The 20,004-nt window shown below is 52.5% G+C and carries 15 protein-coding genes and 5 pseudogenes; 13 read left to right on the top strand and 7 right to left on the bottom strand.

Going from position 1 to position 20,004, the window contains the following annotated elements; genetic code table 11:
• Window positions 1–87: 87 nt before the first annotated feature.
• From HQQ92_RS00005 to HQQ92_RS00050, 11 genes are read left to right on the top strand one after another with little or no spacing between them, the layout of a single operon-like run.
• Entirely contained in the window at window positions 88–228 is a 141-nt protein-coding gene (locus HQQ92_RS00005) for an Ig-like domain-containing protein (protein ID WP_173242318.1), read from the top strand.
• Window positions 218–394, top strand: coding sequence for a hypothetical protein (locus tag HQQ92_RS00010; protein WP_173242316.1), 177 nt, complete (start codon window positions 218–220; stop codon window positions 392–394). The genes HQQ92_RS00005 and HQQ92_RS00010 overlap by 11 nt, the downstream gene beginning before the upstream one ends.
• Window positions 342–491 (top strand): Ig-like domain-containing protein, encoded by a 150-nt coding sequence (locus HQQ92_RS00015; RefSeq protein ID WP_254306276.1) that lies wholly within the window; start codon window positions 342–344, stop codon window positions 489–491. The genes HQQ92_RS00010 and HQQ92_RS00015 overlap by 53 nt, the downstream gene beginning before the upstream one ends.
• The gene (locus HQQ92_RS00020) at window positions 481–1,179 is read left to right on the top strand and encodes an Ig-like domain-containing protein (protein WP_173242322.1); all 699 of its coding nucleotides are present in this window, start codon (window positions 481–483) and stop codon (window positions 1,177–1,179) included. The genes HQQ92_RS00015 and HQQ92_RS00020 overlap by 11 nt, the downstream gene beginning before the upstream one ends.
• Window positions 1,136–1,441: an Ig-like domain-containing protein gene (locus HQQ92_RS00025; RefSeq protein ID WP_173242324.1), complete on the top strand. Its 306-nt coding sequence runs from the start codon at window positions 1,136–1,138 to the stop codon at window positions 1,439–1,441. The genes HQQ92_RS00020 and HQQ92_RS00025 overlap by 44 nt, the downstream gene beginning before the upstream one ends.
• Window positions 1,389–1,652 (top strand): Ig-like domain-containing protein, encoded by a 264-nt coding sequence (locus tag HQQ92_RS00030; RefSeq protein ID WP_173242326.1) that lies wholly within the window; start codon window positions 1,389–1,391, stop codon window positions 1,650–1,652. The genes HQQ92_RS00025 and HQQ92_RS00030 overlap by 53 nt, the downstream gene beginning before the upstream one ends.
• 1 nt (window position 1,653) lies before the next feature.
• The gene (locus HQQ92_RS00035; protein ID WP_173242328.1) at window positions 1,654–4,557 is read left to right on the top strand and encodes an S-layer family protein; all 2,904 of its coding nucleotides are present in this window, start codon (window positions 1,654–1,656) and stop codon (window positions 4,555–4,557) included.
• Complete coding sequence (locus tag HQQ92_RS00040) at window positions 4,557–5,228, top strand: Ig-like domain-containing protein (protein WP_173242331.1); 672 nt, start codon at window positions 4,557–4,559, stop codon at window positions 5,226–5,228. Before HQQ92_RS00035 ends, HQQ92_RS00040 begins: the two co-directional genes overlap by 1 nt.
• Window positions 5,218–5,394 (top strand): hypothetical protein, encoded by a 177-nt coding sequence (locus tag HQQ92_RS23575; RefSeq protein WP_173242316.1) that lies wholly within the window; start codon window positions 5,218–5,220, stop codon window positions 5,392–5,394. The genes HQQ92_RS00040 and HQQ92_RS23575 overlap by 11 nt, the downstream gene beginning before the upstream one ends.
• Window positions 5,351–6,388, top strand: coding sequence for an Ig domain-containing protein (locus HQQ92_RS00045; RefSeq protein ID WP_217272593.1), 1,038 nt, complete (start codon window positions 5,351–5,353; stop codon window positions 6,386–6,388). Before HQQ92_RS23575 ends, HQQ92_RS00045 begins: the two co-directional genes overlap by 44 nt.
• The gene (locus HQQ92_RS00050; protein WP_173242333.1) at window positions 6,388–7,305 is read left to right on the top strand and encodes an Ig-like domain-containing protein; all 918 of its coding nucleotides are present in this window, start codon (window positions 6,388–6,390) and stop codon (window positions 7,303–7,305) included. Before HQQ92_RS00045 ends, HQQ92_RS00050 begins: the two co-directional genes overlap by 1 nt.
• Before the next feature lie 244 nt (window positions 7,306–7,549).
• Here the strand turns inward: HQQ92_RS00050 and HQQ92_RS00055 are convergent.
• The 7 genes and pseudogenes from HQQ92_RS00055 to HQQ92_RS23910 form a co-directional block, all read right to left on the bottom strand.
• Window positions 7,550–7,687 (bottom strand): annotated as a pseudogene (locus HQQ92_RS00055) (IS4 family transposase); the annotation flags it as partial.
• Window positions 7,638–8,160, bottom strand: a pseudogene (locus HQQ92_RS00060) (IS982 family transposase); the annotation flags it as partial. The pseudogenes HQQ92_RS00060 and HQQ92_RS00055, both read right to left, overlap by 50 nt.
• Before the next feature lie 320 nt (window positions 8,161–8,480).
• A pseudogene (locus HQQ92_RS23970) lies at window positions 8,481–8,738 on the bottom strand (IS110 family transposase); the annotation flags it as partial.
• Window positions 8,708–9,286 carry a hypothetical protein gene (locus tag HQQ92_RS23585; protein ID WP_217272594.1) on the bottom strand — a complete coding sequence of 193 codons (579 nt, stop codon included), beginning with the start codon at window positions 9,284–9,286 and terminating at the stop codon, window positions 8,708–8,710. The pseudogene HQQ92_RS23970 and the gene HQQ92_RS23585, both read right to left, overlap by 31 nt.
• A gap of 390 nt (window positions 9,287–9,676) precedes the next feature.
• Window positions 9,677–9,868: a hypothetical protein gene (locus HQQ92_RS00070; RefSeq protein ID WP_375539953.1), complete on the bottom strand. Its 192-nt coding sequence runs from the start codon at window positions 9,866–9,868 to the stop codon at window positions 9,677–9,679.
• Window positions 9,869–10,133: 265 nt separating this feature from the next.
• Window positions 10,134–11,150 (bottom strand): IS110 family transposase, encoded by a 1,017-nt coding sequence (locus HQQ92_RS00075; RefSeq protein ID WP_173242335.1) that lies wholly within the window; start codon window positions 11,148–11,150, stop codon window positions 10,134–10,136.
• A gap of 86 nt (window positions 11,151–11,236) precedes the next feature.
• Window positions 11,237–11,326 (bottom strand): annotated as a pseudogene (locus tag HQQ92_RS23910) (resolvase); the annotation flags it as partial.
• 60 nt (window positions 11,327–11,386) lie between these two features.
• Between HQQ92_RS23910 and HQQ92_RS00080 the strand changes: the two are divergent.
• Together HQQ92_RS00080 and HQQ92_RS00085 are read left to right on the top strand one after the other, a co-directional pair.
• A pseudogene (locus tag HQQ92_RS00080) lies at window positions 11,387–12,071 on the top strand (IS6 family transposase).
• Window positions 12,072–12,431: 360 nt separating this feature from the next.
• A complete protein-coding gene (locus tag HQQ92_RS00085; RefSeq protein WP_173242337.1) occupies window positions 12,432–19,958 on the top strand; it encodes a neuraminidase-like domain-containing protein in 7,527 nt (2,508 codons plus the stop codon).
• The last annotated feature ends 46 nt before the right edge of the window (window positions 19,959–20,004 follow it).

Consider the following 20,004-nt stretch of genomic DNA (forward strand, 5'->3'; position numbering starts at 1 on the left):
ACATCACCAGTAACACGGTGACGGTGGAGGTGACGGCAGCGGTGATAACCGCGATTACCGTGACCCCCGCGACCGTTGATGTGGCCCGTGGGTCAAACACAGCAGTTAACCGCCACGGCCACCTACAGTGATCGCACATCATCCGATGTGAGTGATTCTGTGACATGGTCGGTGGGGAATACTGCGACGGCCACGGTGACGCCTACGGGCTTGTTGGATGGGGGTTGAAGCGGGTAGCACCACCCTCACGGCCACAAAAGATGATATCACCAGTAACACGGTGACGGTGGAGGTGACGGCAGCGGTGATAACCGCGATTACCGTGACCCCCGCGACCGTTGATGTGGCCCGTGGGTCAAACACAGCAGTTAACCGCCACGGCCACCTACAGTGATCGCACATCATCCGATGTGAGTGATTCTGTGACATGGTCGGTGGGGAATACTGCGATGGCCACGGTGACGCCTACGGGCTTGTTGGATGGGGGTTGAAGCGGGTAGCACCACCCTCACGGCCACAAAAGATGATATCACCAGTAACACGGTGACGGTGGAGGTGACGGCAGCGGTGATAACCGCGATTACCGTGACCCCCGCGACCGTTGATGTGGCCCAGGGTCAAACACAGCAGTTAACCGCCACGGCCACCTACAGTGATCGCACGTCATCCGATGTGAGTGATTCTGTGACATGGTCGGTGGGGAATACTGCGATGGCCACGGTGACGCCTACGGGCTTGTTGGATGGGGTTGAAGCGGGTAGCACCACCCTCACGGCCACAAAAGATGATATCACCAGTAACACGGTGACGGTGGAGGTGACGGCAGCGGTGATAACCGCGATTACCGTGACCCCCGCGACCGTTGATGTGGCCCAGGGTCAAACACAGCAGTTAACCGCCACGGCCACCTACAGTGATCGCACATCATCCGATGTGAGTGATTCTGTGACATGGTCGGTGGGGAATTCTGCGACGGCCACGGTGACGCCTACGGGCTTGTTGGATGGGGTTGAGGTGGGTAGCACCACCCTCACGGCCACAAAAGATGACATCACCAGTAACACGGTGACGGTGGAGGTGACGGCAGCGGTGATAACCGCGATTACCGTGACCCCCGCGACCGTTGATGTGGCCCGTGGGTCAAACACAGCAGTTAACCGCCACGGCCACCTACAGTGATCGCACATCATCCGATGTGAGTGATTCTGTGACATGGTCGGTGGGGAATACTGCGATGGCCACGGTGACGCCTACGGGCTTGTTGGATGGGGTTGAAGCGGGTAGCACCACCCTCACGGCCACAAAAGATGGCATCACCAGTAACACGGTGACGGTGGAGGTGACGGCAGCGGTGATAACCGCGATTACCGTGACCCCCGCGACCGTTGATGTGGCCCGGGGGTCAAACACAGCAGTTAACCGCCACGGCCACCTACAGTGATCGCACATCATCCGATGTGAGTGATTCTGTGACATGGTCGGTGGGGAATACTGCGATGGCCACGGTGACGCCTACGGGCTTGTTGGATGGGGTTGAAGCGGGTAGCACCACCCTCACGGCCACAAAAGATGGCATCACCAGTAACACGGTGACGGTGGAGGTGACGGCAGCGGTGATAACCGCGATTACCGTGACCCCCTGCGCCCGTTGATGTGGCTCAGGGTCAAACACAGCAGTTAACCGCCACGGCCACCTACAGTGATCGCACGTCATCCGATGTGAGTGATTCTGTGACATGGTCGGTGGGGAATACTGCGACGGCCACGGTGACGCCTACGGGCTTGTTGGATGGGGTTGAAGCGGGTAGCACCACCCTCACGGCCACAAAAGATGGCATCACCAGTAACACGGTGACGGTGGAGGTGACGGCAGCGGTGATAACCGCGATTACCGTGACCCCCGCGACCGTTGATGTGGCCCAGGGTCAAACACAGCAGTTAACCGCCACGGCCACCTACAGTGATCGCACATCATCCGATGTGAGTGATTCTGTGACATGGTCGGTGGGGAATACTGCGATGGCCACGGTGACGCCTACGGGCTTGTTGGATGGGGTTGAAGCGGGTAGCACCACCCTCACGGCCACAAAAGATGGCATCACCAGTAACACGGTGACGGTGGAGGTGACGGCAGCGGTGATAACCGCGATTACCGTGACCCCTGCGCCCGTTGATGTGGCTCAGGGTCAAACACAGCAGTTAACCGCCACGGCCACCTACAGTGATCGCACGTCATCCGATGTGAGTGATTCTGTGACATGGTCGGTGGGGAATACTGCGACGGCCACGGTGACGCCTACGGGCTTGTTGGATGGGGTTGAAGCGGGTAGCACCACCCTCACGGCCACAAAAGATGGCATCACCAGTAACACGGTGACGGTGGAGGTGACGGCAGCGGTGATAACCGCGATTACCGTGACCCCCGCGACCGTTGATGTGGCCCAGGGTCAAACACAGCAGTTAACCGCCACGGCCACCTACAGTGATCGCACATCATCCGATGTGAGTGATTCTGTGACATGGTCGGTGGGGAATACTGCGATGGCCACGGTGACGCCTACGGGCTTGTTGGATGGGGTTGAAGCGGGTAGCACCACCCTCACGGCCACAAAAGATGGCATCACCAGTAACACGGTGACGGTGGAGGTGACGGCAGCGGTGATAACCGCGATTACCGTGACCCCCGCGCCCGTTGATGTGGCTCAGGGTCAAACACAGCAGTTAACCGCCACGGCCACCTACAGTGATCGCACGTCATCCGATGTGAGTGATTCTGTGACATGGTCGGTGGGGAATACTGCGACGGCCACGGTGACGCCTACGGGCTTGTTGGATGGGGTTGAAGCGGGTAGCACCACCCTCACGGCCACAAAAGATGATATCACCAGTAACACGGTGACGGTGGAGGTGACGGCAGCGGTGATAACCGCGATTACCGTGACCCCTGCGCCCGTTGATGTGGCTCAGGGTCAAACACAGCAGTTAACCGCCACGGCCACCTACAGTGATCGCACGTCATCCGATGTGAGTGATTCTGTGACATGGTCGGTGGGGAATACTGCGACGGCCACGGTGACGCCTACGGGCTTGTTGGATGGGGTTGAAGCGGGTAGCACCACCCTCACGGCCACAAAAGATGGCATCACCAGTAACACGGTGACGGTGGAGGTGACGGCAGCGGTGATAACCGCGATTACCGTGACCCCCGCGACCGTTGATGTGGCCCAGGGTCAAACACAGCAGTTAACCGCCACGGCCACCTACAGTGATCGCACATCATCCGATGTGAGTGATTCTGTGACATGGTCGGTGGGGAATACTGCGACGGCCACGGTGACGCCTACGGGCTTGTTGGATGGGGTTGAAGCGGGTAGCACCACCCTCACGGCCACAAAAGATGGCATCACCAGTAACACGGTGACGGTGGAGGTGACGGCAGCGGTGATAACCGCGATTACCGTGACCCCTGCGCCCGTTGATGTGGCTCAGGGTCAAACACAGCAGTTAACCGCCACGGCCACCTACAGTGATCGCACGTCATCCGATGTGAGTGATTCTGTGACATGGTCGGTGGGGAATACTGCGACGGCCACGGTGACGCCTACGGGCTTGTTGGATGGGGTTGAAGCGGGTAGCACCACCCTCACGGCCACAAAAGATGATATCACCAGTAACACGGTGACGGTGGAGGTGACGGCAGCGGTGATAACCGCGATTACCGTGACCCCCGCGACCGTTGATGTGGCCCAGGGTCAAACACAGCAGTTAACCGCCACGGCCACCTACAGTGATCGCACGTCATCCGATGTGAGTGATTCTGTGACATGGTCGGTGGGGAATACTGCGACGGCCACGGTGACGCCTACGGGCTTGTTGGATGGGGTTGAAGCGGGTAGCACCACCCTCACGGCCACAAAAGATGACATCACCAGTAACACGGTGACGGTGGAGGTGACGGCAGCGGTGATAACCGCGATTACCGTGACCCCCGCGACAATAAAAACGAAAGGAGTGAGTCAGTTGACACTGGCTGCTGGCAATAAGCAAACCTTTGCCGCAGTGGGCCACTACTCTGATGGCTCATCAAGCAGGCTAACCGATTTAAGTGTGAACGATTGGCACTCAAGTGACAAGGATGTAGGTTTTTTCGATGCCCCAGGTGTATTGGTCGGTGGTAATGCGCCAGGTATTGTGATTGTTAACGCCACAAAAGATGACATCACCAGTAACACGGTGACGGTGGAGGTGACGGCAGCGGTGATAACCGCGATTACCGTGACCCCCGCGACCGTTGATGTGGCCCAGGGTCAAACACAGCAGTTAACCGCCACGGCCACCTACAGTGATCGCACATCATCCGATGTGAGTGATTCTGTGACATGGTCGGTGGGGAATACTGCGACGGCCACGGTGACGCCTACGGGCTTGTTGGATGGGGTTGAAGCGGGTAGCACCACCCTCACGGCCACAAAAGATGACATCACCAGTAACACGGTGACGGTGGAGGTGACGGCAGCGGTGATAACCGCGATTACCGTGACCCCCCGCGACCGTTGATGTGGCCCGGGGGTCAAACACAGCAGTTAACCGCCACGGCCACCTACAGTGATCGCACATCATCCGATGTGAGTGATTCTGTGACATGGTCGGTGGGGAATACTGCGATGGCCACGGTGACGCCTACGGGCTTGTTGGATGGGGTTGAGGTGGGTAGCACCACCCTCACGGCCACAAAAGATGGCATCACCAGTAACACGGTGACGGTGGAGGTGACGGCAGCGGTGATAACCGCGATTACCGTGACCCCCGCGACCGTTGATGTGGCCCAGGGTCAAACACAGCAGTTAACCGCCACGGCCACCTACAGTGATCGCACATCATCCGATGTGAGTGATTCTGTGACATGGTCGGTGGGGAATACTGCGACGGCCACGGTGACGCCTACGGGCTTGTTGGATGGGGTTGAAGCGGGTAGCACCACCCTCACGGCCACAAAAGATGATATCACCAGTAACACGGTGACGGTGGAGGTGACGGCAGCGGTGATAACCGCGATTACCGTGACCCCCGCGACCGTTGATGTGGCCCAGGGTCAAACACAGCAGTTAACCGCCACGGCCACCTACAGTGATCGCACATCATCCGATGTGAGTGATTCTGTGACATGGTCGGTGGGGAATACTGCGATGGCCACGGTGACGCCTACGGGCTTGTTGGATGGGGGTTGAAGCGGGTAGCACCACCCTCACGGCCACAAAAGATGATATCACCAGTAACACGGTGACGGTGGAGGTGACGGCAGCGGTGATAACCGCGATTACCGTGACCCCCGCGACCGTTGATGTGGCCCGTGGGTCAAACACAGCAGTTAACCGCCACGGCCACCTACAGTGATCGCACGTCATCCGATGTGAGTGATTCTGTGACATGGTCGGTGGGGAATACTGCGATGGCCACGGTGACGCCTACGGGCTTGTTGGATGGGGTTGAGGTGGGTAGCACCACCCTCACGGCCACAAAAGATGGCATCACCAGTAACACGGTGACGGTGGAGGTGACGGCAGCGGTGATAACCGCGATTACCGTGACCCCCGCGACCGTTGATGTGGCCCAGGGTCAAACACAGCAGTTAACCGCCACGGCCACCTACAGTGATCGCACATCATCCGATGTGAGTGATTCTGTGACATGGTCGGTGGGGAATTCTGCGACGGCCACGGTGACGCCTACGGGCTTGTTGGATGGGGTTGAGGTGGGTAGCACCACCCTCACGGCCACAAAAGATGACATCACCAGTAACACGGTGACGGTGGAGGTGACGGCAGCGGTGATAACCGCGATTACCGTGACCCCCGCGACCGTTGATGTGGCCCAGGGTCAAACACAGCAGTTAACCGCCACGGCCACCTACAGTGATCGCACATCATCCGATGTGAGTGATTCTGTGACATGGTCGGTGGGGAATACTGCGATGGCCACGGTGACGCCTACGGGCTTGTTGGATGGGGTTGAAGCGGGTAGCACCACCCTCACGGCCACAAAAGATGGCATCACCAGTAACACGGTGACGGTGGAGGTGACGGCAGCGGTGATAACCGCGATTACCGTGACCCCCGCGACCGTTGATGTGGCCCAGGGTCAAACACAGCAGTTAACCGCCACGGCCACCTACAGTGATCGCACATCATCCGATGTGAGTGATTCTGTGACATGGTCGGTGGGGAATACTGCGATGGCCACGGTGACGCCTACGGGCTTGTTGGATGGGGTTGAAGCGGGTAGCACCACCCTCACGGCCACAAAAGATGGCATCACCAGTAACACGGTGACGGTGGAGGTGACGGCAGCGGTGATAACCGCGATTACCGTGACCCCCCGCGACCGTTGATGTGGCCCGGGGGTCAAACACAGCAGTTAACCGCCACGGCCACCTACAGTGATCGCACATCATCCGATGTGAGTGATTCTGTGACATGGTCGGTGGGGAATACTGCGATGGCCACGGTGACGCCTACGGGCTTGTTGGATGGGGTTGAAGCGGGTAGCACCACCCTCACGGCCACAAAAGATGGCATCACCAGTAACACGGTGACGGTGGAGGTGACGGCAGCGGTGATAACCGCGATTACCGTGACCCCTGCGACAGTCCTGGTGACCAAAGGTCAGACTCAGCAGTTAACCGCCACGGCCACCTACAGTGATCGCACGTCATCCGATGTGAGTGATTCTGTGACATGGTCGGTGGGGAATGCTGCGACGGCCACGGTGACGCCTACGGGCTTGTTGGATGGGGTTGAAGTGGGTAGCACCACACTCGCTGCCTTGAAAGACGGCATTACCAGTAACACGGTGAATGTCAATGTGTGTTTACTAGCTGGTCCATGTATTGATATCTTTGATGCTGGTAGCGGTAAGTTATTTACCAACTCCCCATCGGTGGCTTACTTAGACAGTATTGGTGGCAGTGCAACAAATGGAACCTATACTGAAAACGGAACTTATGGCCCAGCTGGTAATTTCTACCAATTTAACTGGGATAATGCAAACGAACTCTGCACTACCTATAACTCTCAGAATATCGGAGGGCGAAATAACTGGCGCTTAGCAACGGGAGACGAGTTAAAAGTGGAGCTGTTCGATGGATTCGGTAATATGTTTGCCGCGCGCGGTTGGGCGACCGGCAGGCCCTACTGGTCGGTAACACCTGATGGTTCTTACTATTACGACGTGGACATCCGCCTTGGTAAAAACTACAGCAGCCATCCGAACAACCCGTACTACGCATCCTGCGTCTCAAAGCCTTAAGGTTGAACGTTTAAATTTTAATTTTGAAGTGCTAGAGTCATATCTGGCACTTTTTTAGGAGCAGGCAAGTGAATATTGAAGATAAATTAGCATTGGTTGAAAGCAGTCAAAGTGTTGTTGACATCAAAGAGGGTATGTTTGTGCGTTTCTACGAGTAATCACTCTTTGGTTGGCTGCAATGGGTATCCAAACATGACCAATGACCGACATTGAAAGTGTTAAGGAAAACGGTCAAAAAGTTGAACGGAATAGTTCGTTTGTAGAGCGTGATAGAGCGACCTTTGATAGCGATAGAGGCGTGTAGCGCAATAAGCTCACGCCATTCATGCATATCTAACCAATCCACCAATATGGTCGGCATCGTATGTGTTGTTAGTAGCCACTATTCCGCCTTGATGATTCACAATCAAATGCAGCTTAAAGCCATAGAACCACCCCATGGTGCCTTTACCTCTGCACGCCAGCCCCGCCAAGGTTTTATGGCGATGAATACGTAGGTTATGACACACTTTGATGCTAGTTGAATCTACAAATTCGATGCCAGTGGGGTCACTCTTGAGGCTGGCAAAGTAGCTGCAAAGCGGCACTAAAGCAGTGGGTATCACCTCAAGAAAGCGGGTATAACTGAGTAAATTGGGAAAAGCGGATTTGTAGAAATGAGCCAGATAGCCGATGTAGACGTTCTTGAAATCACGGTGGTGAGACATCTGAAAAAGTATGATGATGGTCATCACTTCGCTCATCGTCATACGGCCAGCGCGTTGACGCTTGTGTGTGCCATCGGTTAACAGCGTTTTTTCCCCATTCTGGAATGAAAACAGCGAAAAAATCATCGACATCGCAAAACACTTCCACTAATTTATGCATAGGCCCTCCGGTGTGATGGGGTTTCTCTTGGTAGAAAGATCCGATCACTTGGAGGGCTATTAGTTCAACATTCTTTATCCCGTATATGGACTCCACCTGTTTAGCAATTGCTTTGACAAAAAGATTAGATGCGCACGTATATACGGTTTTTTATTGAAGAAGCTATCTTCTAACCAATGATCTATTCGCACCCTCTGTCCTTATCGAGATTGTAGCGTTATTAACGCTGTCGGGATAAACAGGTTTTCAGAAGGTTGGTCTTACCTATTTGTTAATGCATTTTGCTGAACTTTTTCTAAAACAATACTCTATATGGTCTGACTGTTATATTCGGTTCTGTAATTGAGCAATGCCCATGCGGTGCGAACGGTTTTATTGATTAACGCGACACAAGCACGTTTTATACCCACTCGTCTGACTAAATTGATAAGCCATTGCTGCTTATAGGTTTTCGCCTCTACTGGCAGCCTTGATATAACAGAGAGTGCGCCTTGATAGAGGATTGAACGCAGGTATTTATCGCCACCATGCTTATCTATTCCAATAATAACAACCTTACCTCCACTGCTGTGTTGTTTAGGGGTAACACCAACGAAGACAGCCGCATGCCGGCCATTCTTAAAACCTTGGCGTCACCTAAGCAAGCCAGTAAACCGGTTACACCAATATGACTAACGCCTTCGAGTTTCATCAAGCGTTTACAAGGTTCTGATTGAGTGACCCACTGCTTTAACTGTAACGTTACCGCTTTGTAGTGCTCTTCTGTTGTTTGATATTGTTGCCATAAAATCATGAGCAATGGTTTGATTTGCTCAGGTAAGTCTGTTGATTCTGGCGAAATAAAGTGAGTGATGGCTTGCCTTAATGACTTTTTACCTAACTTGATGACAGCTCCATATTCAAAACACAACGCTCGTATATGGTTACCCAGTGATGTGATTGTTCGGTCGAACCATTTTCTGCTGATTTGAATCGCTTGAATGTTCTGTTGTGATAGGTCTTTAACCTGGCAGAAAGTCATTCCTAACTGTGTTGATGCGATGGCAATGCCGATAGCATCATTAGCGTCTGTTTTTTGATTGCTGATATAGAGTTTTACTTTTTTAGGTGCCATCCCTCTGACTTCATATCCAAATGATTGTGCGACTCGAGCCCAGTAGTGAAAGCTAGCACTGCCTTCCATAGCAACGACACAAAGAGGAGAGTTGGCAAGAAGGTCTTTCGTTTTTTATGGTGACATGGCTTTATTGAATAACAACTCACCATATGGATTCACTTTACAAACTTGAATGACTTTTTTTGCAAGGTCGAGAGATATTATTGTAGGCTTACTCATGTATGGACTCCTTTTGTTTTGGTCTACACCAACTTACGACTGTAGGTTGGTGGAGTCCATACACCGAGTTCAGGTTAAGATAGTTAACACTTGCACCTTGATGCCCTGTGATTGATGTTTGTTTGCACTTCCATCTGATCACACGTTAAGATGTAAGTTCACTCTACTCTAATGATTTATCTGAAAATCATCAGGGGATTCTTCAGAGATCTGCACCTGAGACCAGCTTTTCCCTTCATTGAGTAATAACCGAATATTTTGCCTTAATTCATGATCAGGTTGACGCCCAAAGTATTTGCCTAAGGTTTTAGCCTTTTCGATGCCTTGAGCTTGTCGCTTTCTTTTTTGTCTCGTAATCATATATGGACCCATCCGGTTTGCAAGACATTCGATATCAATTTTGAGAAGAGTTCATTGCACCCATATATTCGGCCTCTTATTGAGGGATTCCTCTGGCCCTGATGGATATTTGCTTCTACTGTCCTTATCATCCCTGCGGCTTCATCAGAGCCTATGTTTTCGTAAGGTTTTTAGTAGATCAGTCTGACTGTCTCATCATCAAATCAAGTGTCTTAGCAACTTGCTGGTTGGTTAATCGTTAACATAATAAGTACATTTGATGTTGTTACATAGCGAGCCGAAACTCTTCTTCACGTGCCGCGATAACCCATGACATTCTGGCGAGCTTATTCGCGACGGCCACACACGCACGATTGAAACCTCGGCGCTCCGCTAGCTGGATAGCCCAACAACTCAACTTATCCGACTTACTCCCACTGTGTCGCAACACCGCTCTGGCGCCGTGGATGAATAGCGTACGTAAATAGGCGTTTCCCCGCTTACTTATCCCGAGGAGGTTATCTTTCCCGCCACTGCTGTGCTGCTTAGGTACTAAGCCACACCAAGCTGAAAAATGTCGGCCATTGCTAAAGTCTTTACCGTCACCCACTGCAGCATAAATCGCCGTAGCGGTGACAGGCCCAACACCAGGAATAGTTTGTAATCGCTGACAAATCACATTGTTATGAGTTTCGTTTAGTACTTGGGTGTCACAACTCTTAAGCCGTTTTTCAATGTCGATAACCTCATCATATAACTGATAAAAGATGGCTTTACCCTTGATGGTCAGCATATTGTCTTCATCGACCAAAATATCTGGTAACTGGGCTTTAAAAGCCGATTTACTTTTGGTAATGACAATACCGTATTCTGCTAACATGCCTCGCACTTGGTTGATTAAGGCTGTTGATTGTTTAGTTAATCGTTCGCGCATACGGTGGAGCAGTTGCACATCTTGCTGCTCGACGCTTTTGGGTTTTACAAACCGCATGTTGGGCCGCTGCGCAGCCTCCGCAATGGCTAGCGCATCGTTGTAGTCATTTTTATTACCTTGCCTAAAAGGAACCACATACTGCGGGGCAATTAACTTAACTACGTGCCCAAATTGCTCAAATTCTCTGGCCCAATAACTCGCGCCGCCACACGCCTCCATAACGATAAGGCAAGGCTCAATTTTCGCGACAAAGGGCAGCAAGTCTTTGCGTCTAAGCATTTTCTTTTTGATTAACTTGCCTGCTTTATCGACACCAACAGCATGAAAAACAGACTTTGCGATATCTAAACCGATTGTAGTAATCTTCATAGGTGGACCCGTCCTCTTTCTGATGAGTTTTAGCGACTACATCGTGGCCCATTGCGAGGCCGATTAAAAGTGGATGGGTCCATTCCATTATCCCTGGCCATTGCAGCGGCTAAATCAATCATGAACTCAGTCAGTACTTTTGCGATCATGGTATGTTCTTTTGTGCCACTTAAGAGGTTCTGTCACATTAAGACGGCGTCAGGTAATAGGCTGTTTTTTTACGATGTTGCCTGCTCATGTATCTAATCCGAAAAGCTTTCCGTCGCCTGCATTACCCCACTGATGTATCGCCCAGTGTGTTCGCTGGTATCTCGCTTATAGCCTCAGCCTGCGTAATCTCGAGGAGATGTTGGCTGAGCGCGGTATTATCGTTGACCACTCCACGCTTCACATCCGTCAGGTACCCTTGCTGGATAAGGTATTTCGACAACATAAACGCTCAGTAGGTCGTCGGTGGCGCATGGACGAAACCTACATCAAAGTCAAAGGTCGGTGGAAATATCTGTACCGCGCGGTAGTACTGCAGGCCAGACAATCGACTTCCTGCTGACCGCCAAACGGGACGCTGCAGCCGCATTGCGCTTCTTTCGCAAGGCCATTCGTCATCACGGCGAACCTGATGTGGTCACCATCGATAAAAGTGGTGACCACACTGCCGCTTTAGCCACGCTCAACGCTGAAAAACCTGATGAGGAAGCGATGACCGTCAGGCAGAGTAAATACCTGAACAACCTGATTGAGCAAGATCATCGAAACATCAAACGGCGGAGTCGACCGATGCTGGGATTCAAATCGTTTCGACGGGTACAGACGCTCCTGGCCGGCATCTAACTGAGCCACATGATACGAAAAGGGCAATATCAACATTCGCAACGTGAGGGATTGTCACCTGCGGAACAATTCTATCTGCTGGCAGCCTAAATAACCGGCAACGCAACTTTTGCTGACTGACCTACGCTAATACGATACAGCCCACATGATTTACTAAAAAATTAATGTAAAGGAGGGGGGGAGACTTGCTTTTTTTTGCATGTCTACATAGTGTTTGTGTGTGCATTTTACAAACTAAAACTTACTTATCTTTGTAAGTTGGTTATAAAAATAAACTCTGGATACTTTAAAATCCATTTTAAATGGATTTTAAATGGATTTTAAATGGATTTATTTTTACCACGACACGGTCGCAAGCTTTTGATTGTTAAATTAATTGCACTCATATGCCGCAAGGGCCTATACATCAGACTCTTGCTATCCGTATCCCTTATCCTGAGGATAATAACCATGTATAGAACCGATGATATTCTGGATAGACTAAACAACAGGAATAAAAAAAGTAAAGCACAGACATCCGATGATACGCCCGCAATTACCCTGTCCGATATCATGGTTCGCTCCTTTCCGGAACTCAGAACGCTGGCGGATAACGCTCTGACGTGGGGGGAAGCCCACTTCTTGTATGAACAGGCGCAGGAGGCATTGAAAGAAAATAAAATCACCGAGTCCCGCATCCTGAGCCGGGCAAACCCACAATTGGCCAACGCTGTCCATCTCGGTATCAAGAGTGCCGCGCAACAGTTCAGCTTTGATGAAATGTTTGGCCAACGTGCCAGCCAGTTTGTCAGACCTGGAGCCGTATCCTCAATGTTTTCACCCGCTGCCTACCTGACTGAATTGTACCGTGAAGCACGAGAGCTGCATCCGGCGGCCTCGCCGTTCAATATTGATGCACGACGCCCTGACTTGGCCTCTCTGGCTCTGTCGCAGGATAATATGGACAACGAACTCTCCACGTTGTCGATGTCCAACGACATTCTGCTGAATAACATTCAGGCAGCGGAATCGCTGGATTATGATGGCGTGATGGAGAAACTTTCCACATTTCGCCATACCGGTGTGACGCCGTTCAGCCTGCCCTACGAGGCCACCCGGCAGTCCATTCTGCTACAAGACGAAGATTTGACCGCCTTCTGGCGTAATCCTTACGTCTCAAAACACATGGACGCTTCCTCGCTGCTAGCTATCCAAGCAAATATCGCCCCTGAACTGTATCAGATACTTACCGAGAACGTTACGCTAGAAAATGCAAAGGCACTGGCTAAGAAAAACTTTGGTGAAATGAACACCATTCTCTTCAATAACCCGGCTTTTATCGCCCGTTATTATAGTCTAACCCATGATGAACTGACATCACTCTTTGGTTTTTCATTCCCAAACCGTGTAGAACTGTCGCCGAGCCGCAGTGGCGTCGAGAAATTTGTAGACGATCAGCTGATCGCCCTTATTGAGCATGACGGAACCGATAATGAGTGGTTTTTAGTCAATCGAACTTATAATACGCAAAATCGTTATCAATTAAACTATGCAGAACTCATCCCTCAGGGAAATCAAAAGTATTTATTTAATTTTAGTGTAACGGATAATCGGGGGCCTGGCTCTTTTGCTTTAGGCACAACGGGACACAACTCAAACGATTTATTTTATCAGGACGATTTTACATTCGTAAAAAATACCCCTATTAGTATCCCGATAACCTTGACCGACGAACAGATAAAAAAACCGGTAGCCATCGGAATATCGCGCATGAATGGTGGTTATTTTTATACTGTTCATTTTACTATCACTCATTATTATGTCGACACCTTTGCGCTGAGTTTAAACAAGATTATCCGCTTGTATAAAGCCACGAAAATTACCCCCGCAGACCTTCGTACCGTCATTGAAAGCGTTAACAGTAACCTCGTTATTGATAACAATGTATTAGAAATACTGTTTTACGTGCGCCATTACATGCAGCGCTATAGGTTGAACGTGCATCAGGCTATGGTGCTGAGTAATGCCGCCATCAGCCAGGTCAGCATCGACCGCCAGCCCAGCGCTTTTGACCGGTTGTTTAACACACCATTGCTGGATAACCGGAGATTTCCCGCCGATGGCGCCGTTCTTAACCTGAACTCCACGCTATCAGTCGACGCCTCCCCTCTGGCGATACTTAAACGCGCATTTCAGGTCAGTAACACCGAGCTGTCGACCCTTTGGGCTCTCGCCGCTGGCGACGAACAGGCTGTATTTAACTGCTCTATCGAAAATCTGTCCGCGCTGTACCGTGTCCGGATGTTGGCGCAGGTGCATGACCTGTCGGTGACAGAGCTTAGCCTGCTGCTGTCCGTTTCCCCGTATGCCGGTAAACATATTGCCAAAATTACGCGCCAGGAACTGGCTGAACTGGTGAATTTCCTTGAGCGCTCTACCCTGTGGCTGAATGAGCAGACCTGGACGGTCAGCGACGTTTTTCTGATGACCACCGAGCGCTACAGTACGCTGATGACCCCCGATATTGAGAGTCTTATCTCCACGCTCAATAATGGCCTTGCTAATCAGATGCTGGAAACAGAGGCGCAGCTTATCAGTGCGACAGCCCCCCTTATCGCCGCCGCTACGCAACTGGATTCGGCAGAAGCCACCCAGGCACTGCTGTTGTGGCTGGAACAGCTTAAACCGCAGGGGCTGGGCCTGAGAGGTTTCTTGGCGCTGGTTGCTAACGAAAATCGCTCACCGGAAGAGACCGCCAGCCTAGTGGCGTTCTGTCAGGTATTGGGGCAATTATCACTGATGGTTCGCAGCACCGGGATAAGCCACAGTGAATTGTTGCTGATGGTGACCCAACCGGCCGTTTTTGAGCCGGGCATCACCACACTGCCGCACAATCTGGCCACACTCTACGGTTTGACATGTTTTCACCGGCAGTTGGGATTGTGCGGTGCTCTGGCCACGGACGTCTTGACGGCCCTGGGCACGCAAAAACTGGATACTGACCTGCTGGCCCGCGCCCTGACGCTGGACATTCAGTCACTCAATCAGGCGGCAGAGCAGGTTAGCCCTGATGCCAGGACGATTAACAGCTGGCAGCAAATGGACGCCGTGCTGCAGTGGCTGGATATGGCGCAGACGATGGGGATAACCCCTGAGGGTGTCGCGAGGCTGGTCGCCGTTAAATACGGCGACCAGACAACCTCTCCTTCTTACGGCGACTGGGCGGCAATAAGCCAGTCCTTGCAGGCTGGTCTTGACGTGCGTCAGACCGCAGCGCTGCACGCTCAACTGGACGAGGCCATCAGCACGGCGCTCAGTGCCTATTGCATTCAGATATTACCATTTAGGGGGGTAACCGACCGCGACACCCTTTACAGCCACCTGCTGATTGACAATCAGGTCTCTGCACAGGTGAACACCACCCGACTGGCACAGGCCATTGCCAGCCTGCAGATGTACGTCAACCGGGCGCTGGCCGGGGCTGATGGGGGCGTCGATAACGGCGTAAAAAGCCGGCCGTTCTTTACCGACTGGGACCGCTACAACAAGCGTTACAGCACCTGGGCGGGCGTGTCCACGCTGGCCTATTACCCGGAAAACTATATCGACCCGACAATGCGCCTCGGGCAGACGGGGATGATGGAAGAGATGCTGCAGTCACTCAGCCAAAGCCAGCTGACTGAGGATACCGTTGAATCGGCTTTCAAAACCTACATGACCCGCTTTGAGGAAATCGCTAACCTGGACGTGGTCAGTGGCTACCACAACAGCCCCAGCGCCGAGACAGGCAGCTCTTACCTTGTCGGGAAATCTGCCGCGGGTGAGTATTACTGGCGCAGCGTAGACCTTGCGATGCTATCAGCCGGGAAATTACCCGCCAATGCCTGGAGTGAGTGGAAAAAAATCAGCACCGCCATCTCATCGTTCAATGATTTAATCCGCCCGGTTATCTTCCAGTCCAGGCTGTATATTGTCTGGCTAGAAAGTCATGAGGCTGGCACGACCAGTGATAAGACCACCTTCACCGCCGAATATACCCTGAAGTATGCCCATATTTTGCATGATGGCTCCTGGAGCACGCCCGTTTCAGTGCCAATGGAAGGTAATCTCCCTGGCGGTGACATGCCTACTGTCGGCATGTATTGTGCTTCAGAATGGGACGGAGACAAACTGTATATTCTTTTCTATCAGAAACAAGCTAACTACATTGCGGCGCCTACCGAGATTGTCGGGGTAAATTTGTTGTTTGATGGCAGCGCCGAACAAATACCGACTCAGCCGGCGAAAGAAATAGCAACGTATATCTACTCCCAGTTAGATACTGCGGGGGCAAAGAGGCTAAATTCCCCGTACACGGGCGGTGAGACCATGGTTACGGCATCGGGTGTCAATCTTCGAAGTAGTATTTGGAGCCCTGATTATTATACTATTCTTTCTCGTGGAGGAATATTTGATATTGTAGCCACGATAAATCAAGATGCGTCTGGTAATCCCATAGTTAATTTGGACTGTAGGGCGCAGGCGTCAATACTTCATATCGGGGAAAGTGAAGCAGCGGTTAGCCGAGTTGACGTGATGAAGCGCTTCGGGAAAATTGGTGATAAATTTGCAATATTCTCGTTCAATGAATCACTTTCTTCAGCATTGTTTGGACAAAAAAATGAATTTGCTACAGTTATCGCCCCGTTATTGACAAACACCTCACTACAGGAAATATACTTATCAAGTCGAACATCAGGTTTAGCGGAACTTGTGCTTGTCTATTCTGACCCTCACTATTCAGAATTGGTTGAATTCACTATTCAGAGTGGATTTACCAGAGTAACAGCGCCTGACCCTGAAATGCAAAACTCTCTGTTGGAGTCTATCGTCATTGCTATAGAGCAAGATACCATGTGGGCCTCGTTTGATTCAAATATCGATACAGGAATATCAACGAGTAATGTAAGGTTGACTTTAACTGCCGGGCGGAACACCCATGAATACAACAATTCCTCGTGCCTTAAATATACGTTTGATGAGTCTTTGTATTTATTTGAAAATGTAAGCTTGGCTATTCCTGTAAGTGACTTTAACCAAAACCGTCTGGACGTCAGCGTTGTATTCAACGCAACCGCGGATGATGGCCGTCGCCTGGGTCAGGAAACCCTGCTGTTTACACTTACTGCCGTCGCAAACAGTAATATCCCCATCATTTCACTGACCAGCAGCGGCGAAAAAGCCCAGTATCTACAAATTGGTCCTCACCGTATCCGGCTCAATACCCTGTTTGCACAGCAGCTCGTGGCCCGGGCCAATTATGGTATCAACAGCGTGCTGTCAATGGAGTCGCAGCTGCTGCCGGAGCCGTCAATGGGCCATGGCGGCTATATCCGGGTGAGGTTACCGCGTTATAATGCGACAACCCACGGGGCTTCCCGTAACGCCCGCATCTCATTGTGGCGGGGGATGCCCTCTGAGGGAGAAGCGGGTTATTACGATGTCTGGCAGGGCACCCTGCTGGATATTGAACAGAGTATTACCCTGTTTATTCCCCTCAGCCGGCTGGAGATTCCGTTTTTTCACATCATTAATTTCCCTTACAGTTTATCTACAGGGCTCGGACTCTATCTGACCTGTGACAATGGCAGGATGAAAGCCGGGACGCTGAGCACCGCCAACAGCGCCGGGCAGCTGCAGCTCACCCGCTTTACCGCCCAAGACCACAAGGCCTTCGACGTAGTCATGCTGGGAGGGCACTTTGAGGAACCCATGGACTTCAACGGCGCCAACGCCCTGTATTTCTGGGAGATGTTCTACTACGTGCCAATGATGGTCTTCCAGCGGCTGTTGCAGGAGCAGCGCTTTGATGAGGCCACCCGCTGGATTAAATATGTCTGGCGGCCGGAGGGCTTTATGGTGAACGGTGCGCCCGCATCCTTTACCTGGAATGTCCGCCCGCTGGAGGAGGACCTCTCGTGGAACTCCCGGCCGCTGGACGCGGTGGACCCCGACGCCGTGGCGCAGTCAGACCCGATGCACTACAAGGTGGCCACCTTTATGGGCATGCTGGACCTGCTGATTGCCCGCGGCGACGCGGCCTACCGGCAGCTTGAGCGCGACACCCTCAGCGAGGCACAGATGTGGTACGTGCAGGCCCTCAGCCTACTGGGTGACGAGCCGTACCGCAATGAAAATACCGGCTGGTCTGCGCCCCGCCTTGACGCCGCCGCCAGCAAAGTGACGCAGGCCAACGTGCAGCAAGCGCTGCTGGCCGTTCGCGAGCAACTGACAGCGTCCGCGTCCCTCAAAAATGCCAATTCGTTGACGGCATTGTTCCTACCACAGCAGAACGAGAAGTTGCAGGGCTACTGGCGTACGCTGGCACAACGCCTGTTCAACCTGCGTCATCACCTGTCCATCGATGGGCAACCGTTGTCGCTGCCGGTGTATGCTCACTCGGCAGATCCGGTTGCCCTGTTGAGTGCCGCAGTATTCAGCGCTCAGGGGGGCAGCAGCCTGCCATCAACCGTCATGCCGTCGTACCGCTTCCCTATCATGCTGGAGAGCGCCCGCACCTTGGTGAATCAATTGACGCAGTTTGGTAACACATTGCTCAGTTTCACCGAACGTCAGGATGCACAGGCGATGTCGGAGCTGTTACTGACCCAGGGTAGTGCACTGACCCTGCAGTCGGTTGCGCTGCAGGACTGCGATATTGTGGCCCTGAAGGCGGACGCCATCGCACTGCAGGAAAGTCGTGAGGGGGCATTGTCTCGCGTTAACAGCTACCGCTCCCTTTATGAGGAGAACGTGAACCGCGGGGAGACCCAGGCTATGGATCTCTATCTCTCATCGTCGGTGATCAGTGCATCGTCCACGGTTCTGCACATGGCAGGCGCAGCGCTCGATCTGGCCCCCAATATATTTGGCCTGGCCAATGGGGGGATGCGGTATGGTGCTCTGTTTAACGCCTCTGCTATCGGTATGGAGCTTGCGGCTTCCGGGACACGCATTGCTGCGGACCGACTCAGTCAGTCAGAGGCGTACCGCCGGCGTCGTCAAGAATGGGAAATCCAGCGCAATGCTGCTGAGTCTGACGTGAAGCTGATTGATGCCCAGTTGGCTTCGCTGGCGGTACGTAGGGAGAGTGCAGCACTGCAAAAAACCTATCTGGAGACCCAGCACGCACAGACGCAGTCACAACTGGCCTTCCTGCAGAACACGTTCAGCAATACGGCGTTGTATCACTGGCTGCGGGGTAAACTGTCAGCAATTTACTATCAGTTCTACGACCTGACCGTCTCCCGCTGCCTGATGGCCCAACAAGCCTACCAGTGGGACTCAAGTAACAGTGCCGCCAGTTTTATCCGCCCCGGCGCCTGGCAGGGTACCTATGCCGGTTTACTGGCCGGTGAAACACTGATGCTGAATTTGTCACAAATGGAGCAGAGTTACCTGGAAAATGATGTGCGGGAGCGGGAAGTGACGCGTACCGTGTCGCTGTCAGAGGTGTATGCCGGCCTGACCGGAGAGCAGGCGTTTACGCTGGCAGATAAAGTCACTGAACTGGTGAATGCCGGCACCGGCAGTGTCGGGAGCGCCGATAATGGCCTGACGGTGAGAGACAAACAACTTCAGGCGACCGTGACCCTGTCTGACCTCGGTATTCACAGTGATTACCCGGCGAGTCTGGGTAATACGCGACGCATCAAACAAGTCAGTGTCACGTTGCCTGCTCTGGTGGGACCTTACCAGGATGTCCGGGCCGTACTTGAATACGGGGGCAGCGTGGTACTGCCGCGTGGATGCCGTTCGCTGGCAGTCTCCCATGGCATGAATGACAGTGGTCAGTTCCAACTGGACTTTAACGATGCCCGCTATCTGCCGTTTGAGGGGATCCCGGTGGCGGACAGTGGCACCTTCACCCTGACCTTCCCCGATGCGGATAACCGGCAGAAACTGCTGTTGCTCAGTCTGAGCGACATCATTCTGCATATCCGTTACACGATCCGTTAATTTCCCCCTGAATGGGAAGGCTCCTGCGGGAGCCTTCCGGGAGTCC

This window comes from Shewanella sp. DC2-4, assembly GCF_013248875.1.
In the GTDB taxonomy this organism is placed as follows: Bacteria; Pseudomonadota; Gammaproteobacteria; order Enterobacterales; family Shewanellaceae; genus Shewanella; species Shewanella oncorhynchi.

What these genes read in the sequence shown, in the direction of transcription:
- HQQ92_RS00010 (WP_173242316.1), top strand. Translation starts at nt 218, where the DNA reads ATGGGGGTTGAAGCGGGTAGCACCACCCTCACGGCCACAAAAGATGAT.
- HQQ92_RS00015 (WP_254306276.1), top strand. Translation starts at nt 342, where the DNA reads ATGTGGCCCGTGGGTCAAACACAGCAGTTAACCGCCACGGCCACCTAC.
- HQQ92_RS00020 (WP_173242322.1), top strand. Translation starts at nt 481, where the DNA reads ATGGGGGTTGAAGCGGGTAGCACCACCCTCACGGCCACAAAAGATGAT.
- HQQ92_RS00030 (WP_173242326.1), top strand. Translation starts at nt 1,389, where the DNA reads ATGTGGCCCGGGGGTCAAACACAGCAGTTAACCGCCACGGCCACCTAC.
- HQQ92_RS00040 (WP_173242331.1), top strand. Translation starts at nt 4,557, where the DNA reads ATGTGGCCCGGGGGTCAAACACAGCAGTTAACCGCCACGGCCACCTAC.
- HQQ92_RS23575 (WP_173242316.1), top strand. Translation starts at nt 5,218, where the DNA reads ATGGGGGTTGAAGCGGGTAGCACCACCCTCACGGCCACAAAAGATGAT.
- HQQ92_RS00050 (WP_173242333.1), top strand. Translation starts at nt 6,388, where the DNA reads ATGTGGCCCGGGGGTCAAACACAGCAGTTAACCGCCACGGCCACCTAC.
- HQQ92_RS23585 (WP_217272594.1), bottom strand. Translation starts at nt 9,286, where the DNA reads ATGGCACCTAAAAAAGTAAAACTCTATATCAGCAATCAAAAAACAGAC.
- HQQ92_RS00070 (WP_375539953.1), bottom strand. Translation starts at nt 9,868, where the DNA reads ATGATTACGAGACAAAAAAGAAAGCGACAAGCTCAAGGCATCGAAAAG.
- HQQ92_RS00075 (WP_173242335.1), bottom strand. Translation starts at nt 11,150, where the DNA reads ATGAAGATTACTACAATCGGTTTAGATATCGCAAAGTCTGTTTTTCAT.
- HQQ92_RS00085 (WP_173242337.1), top strand. Translation starts at nt 12,432, where the DNA reads ATGTATAGAACCGATGATATTCTGGATAGACTAAACAACAGGAATAAA.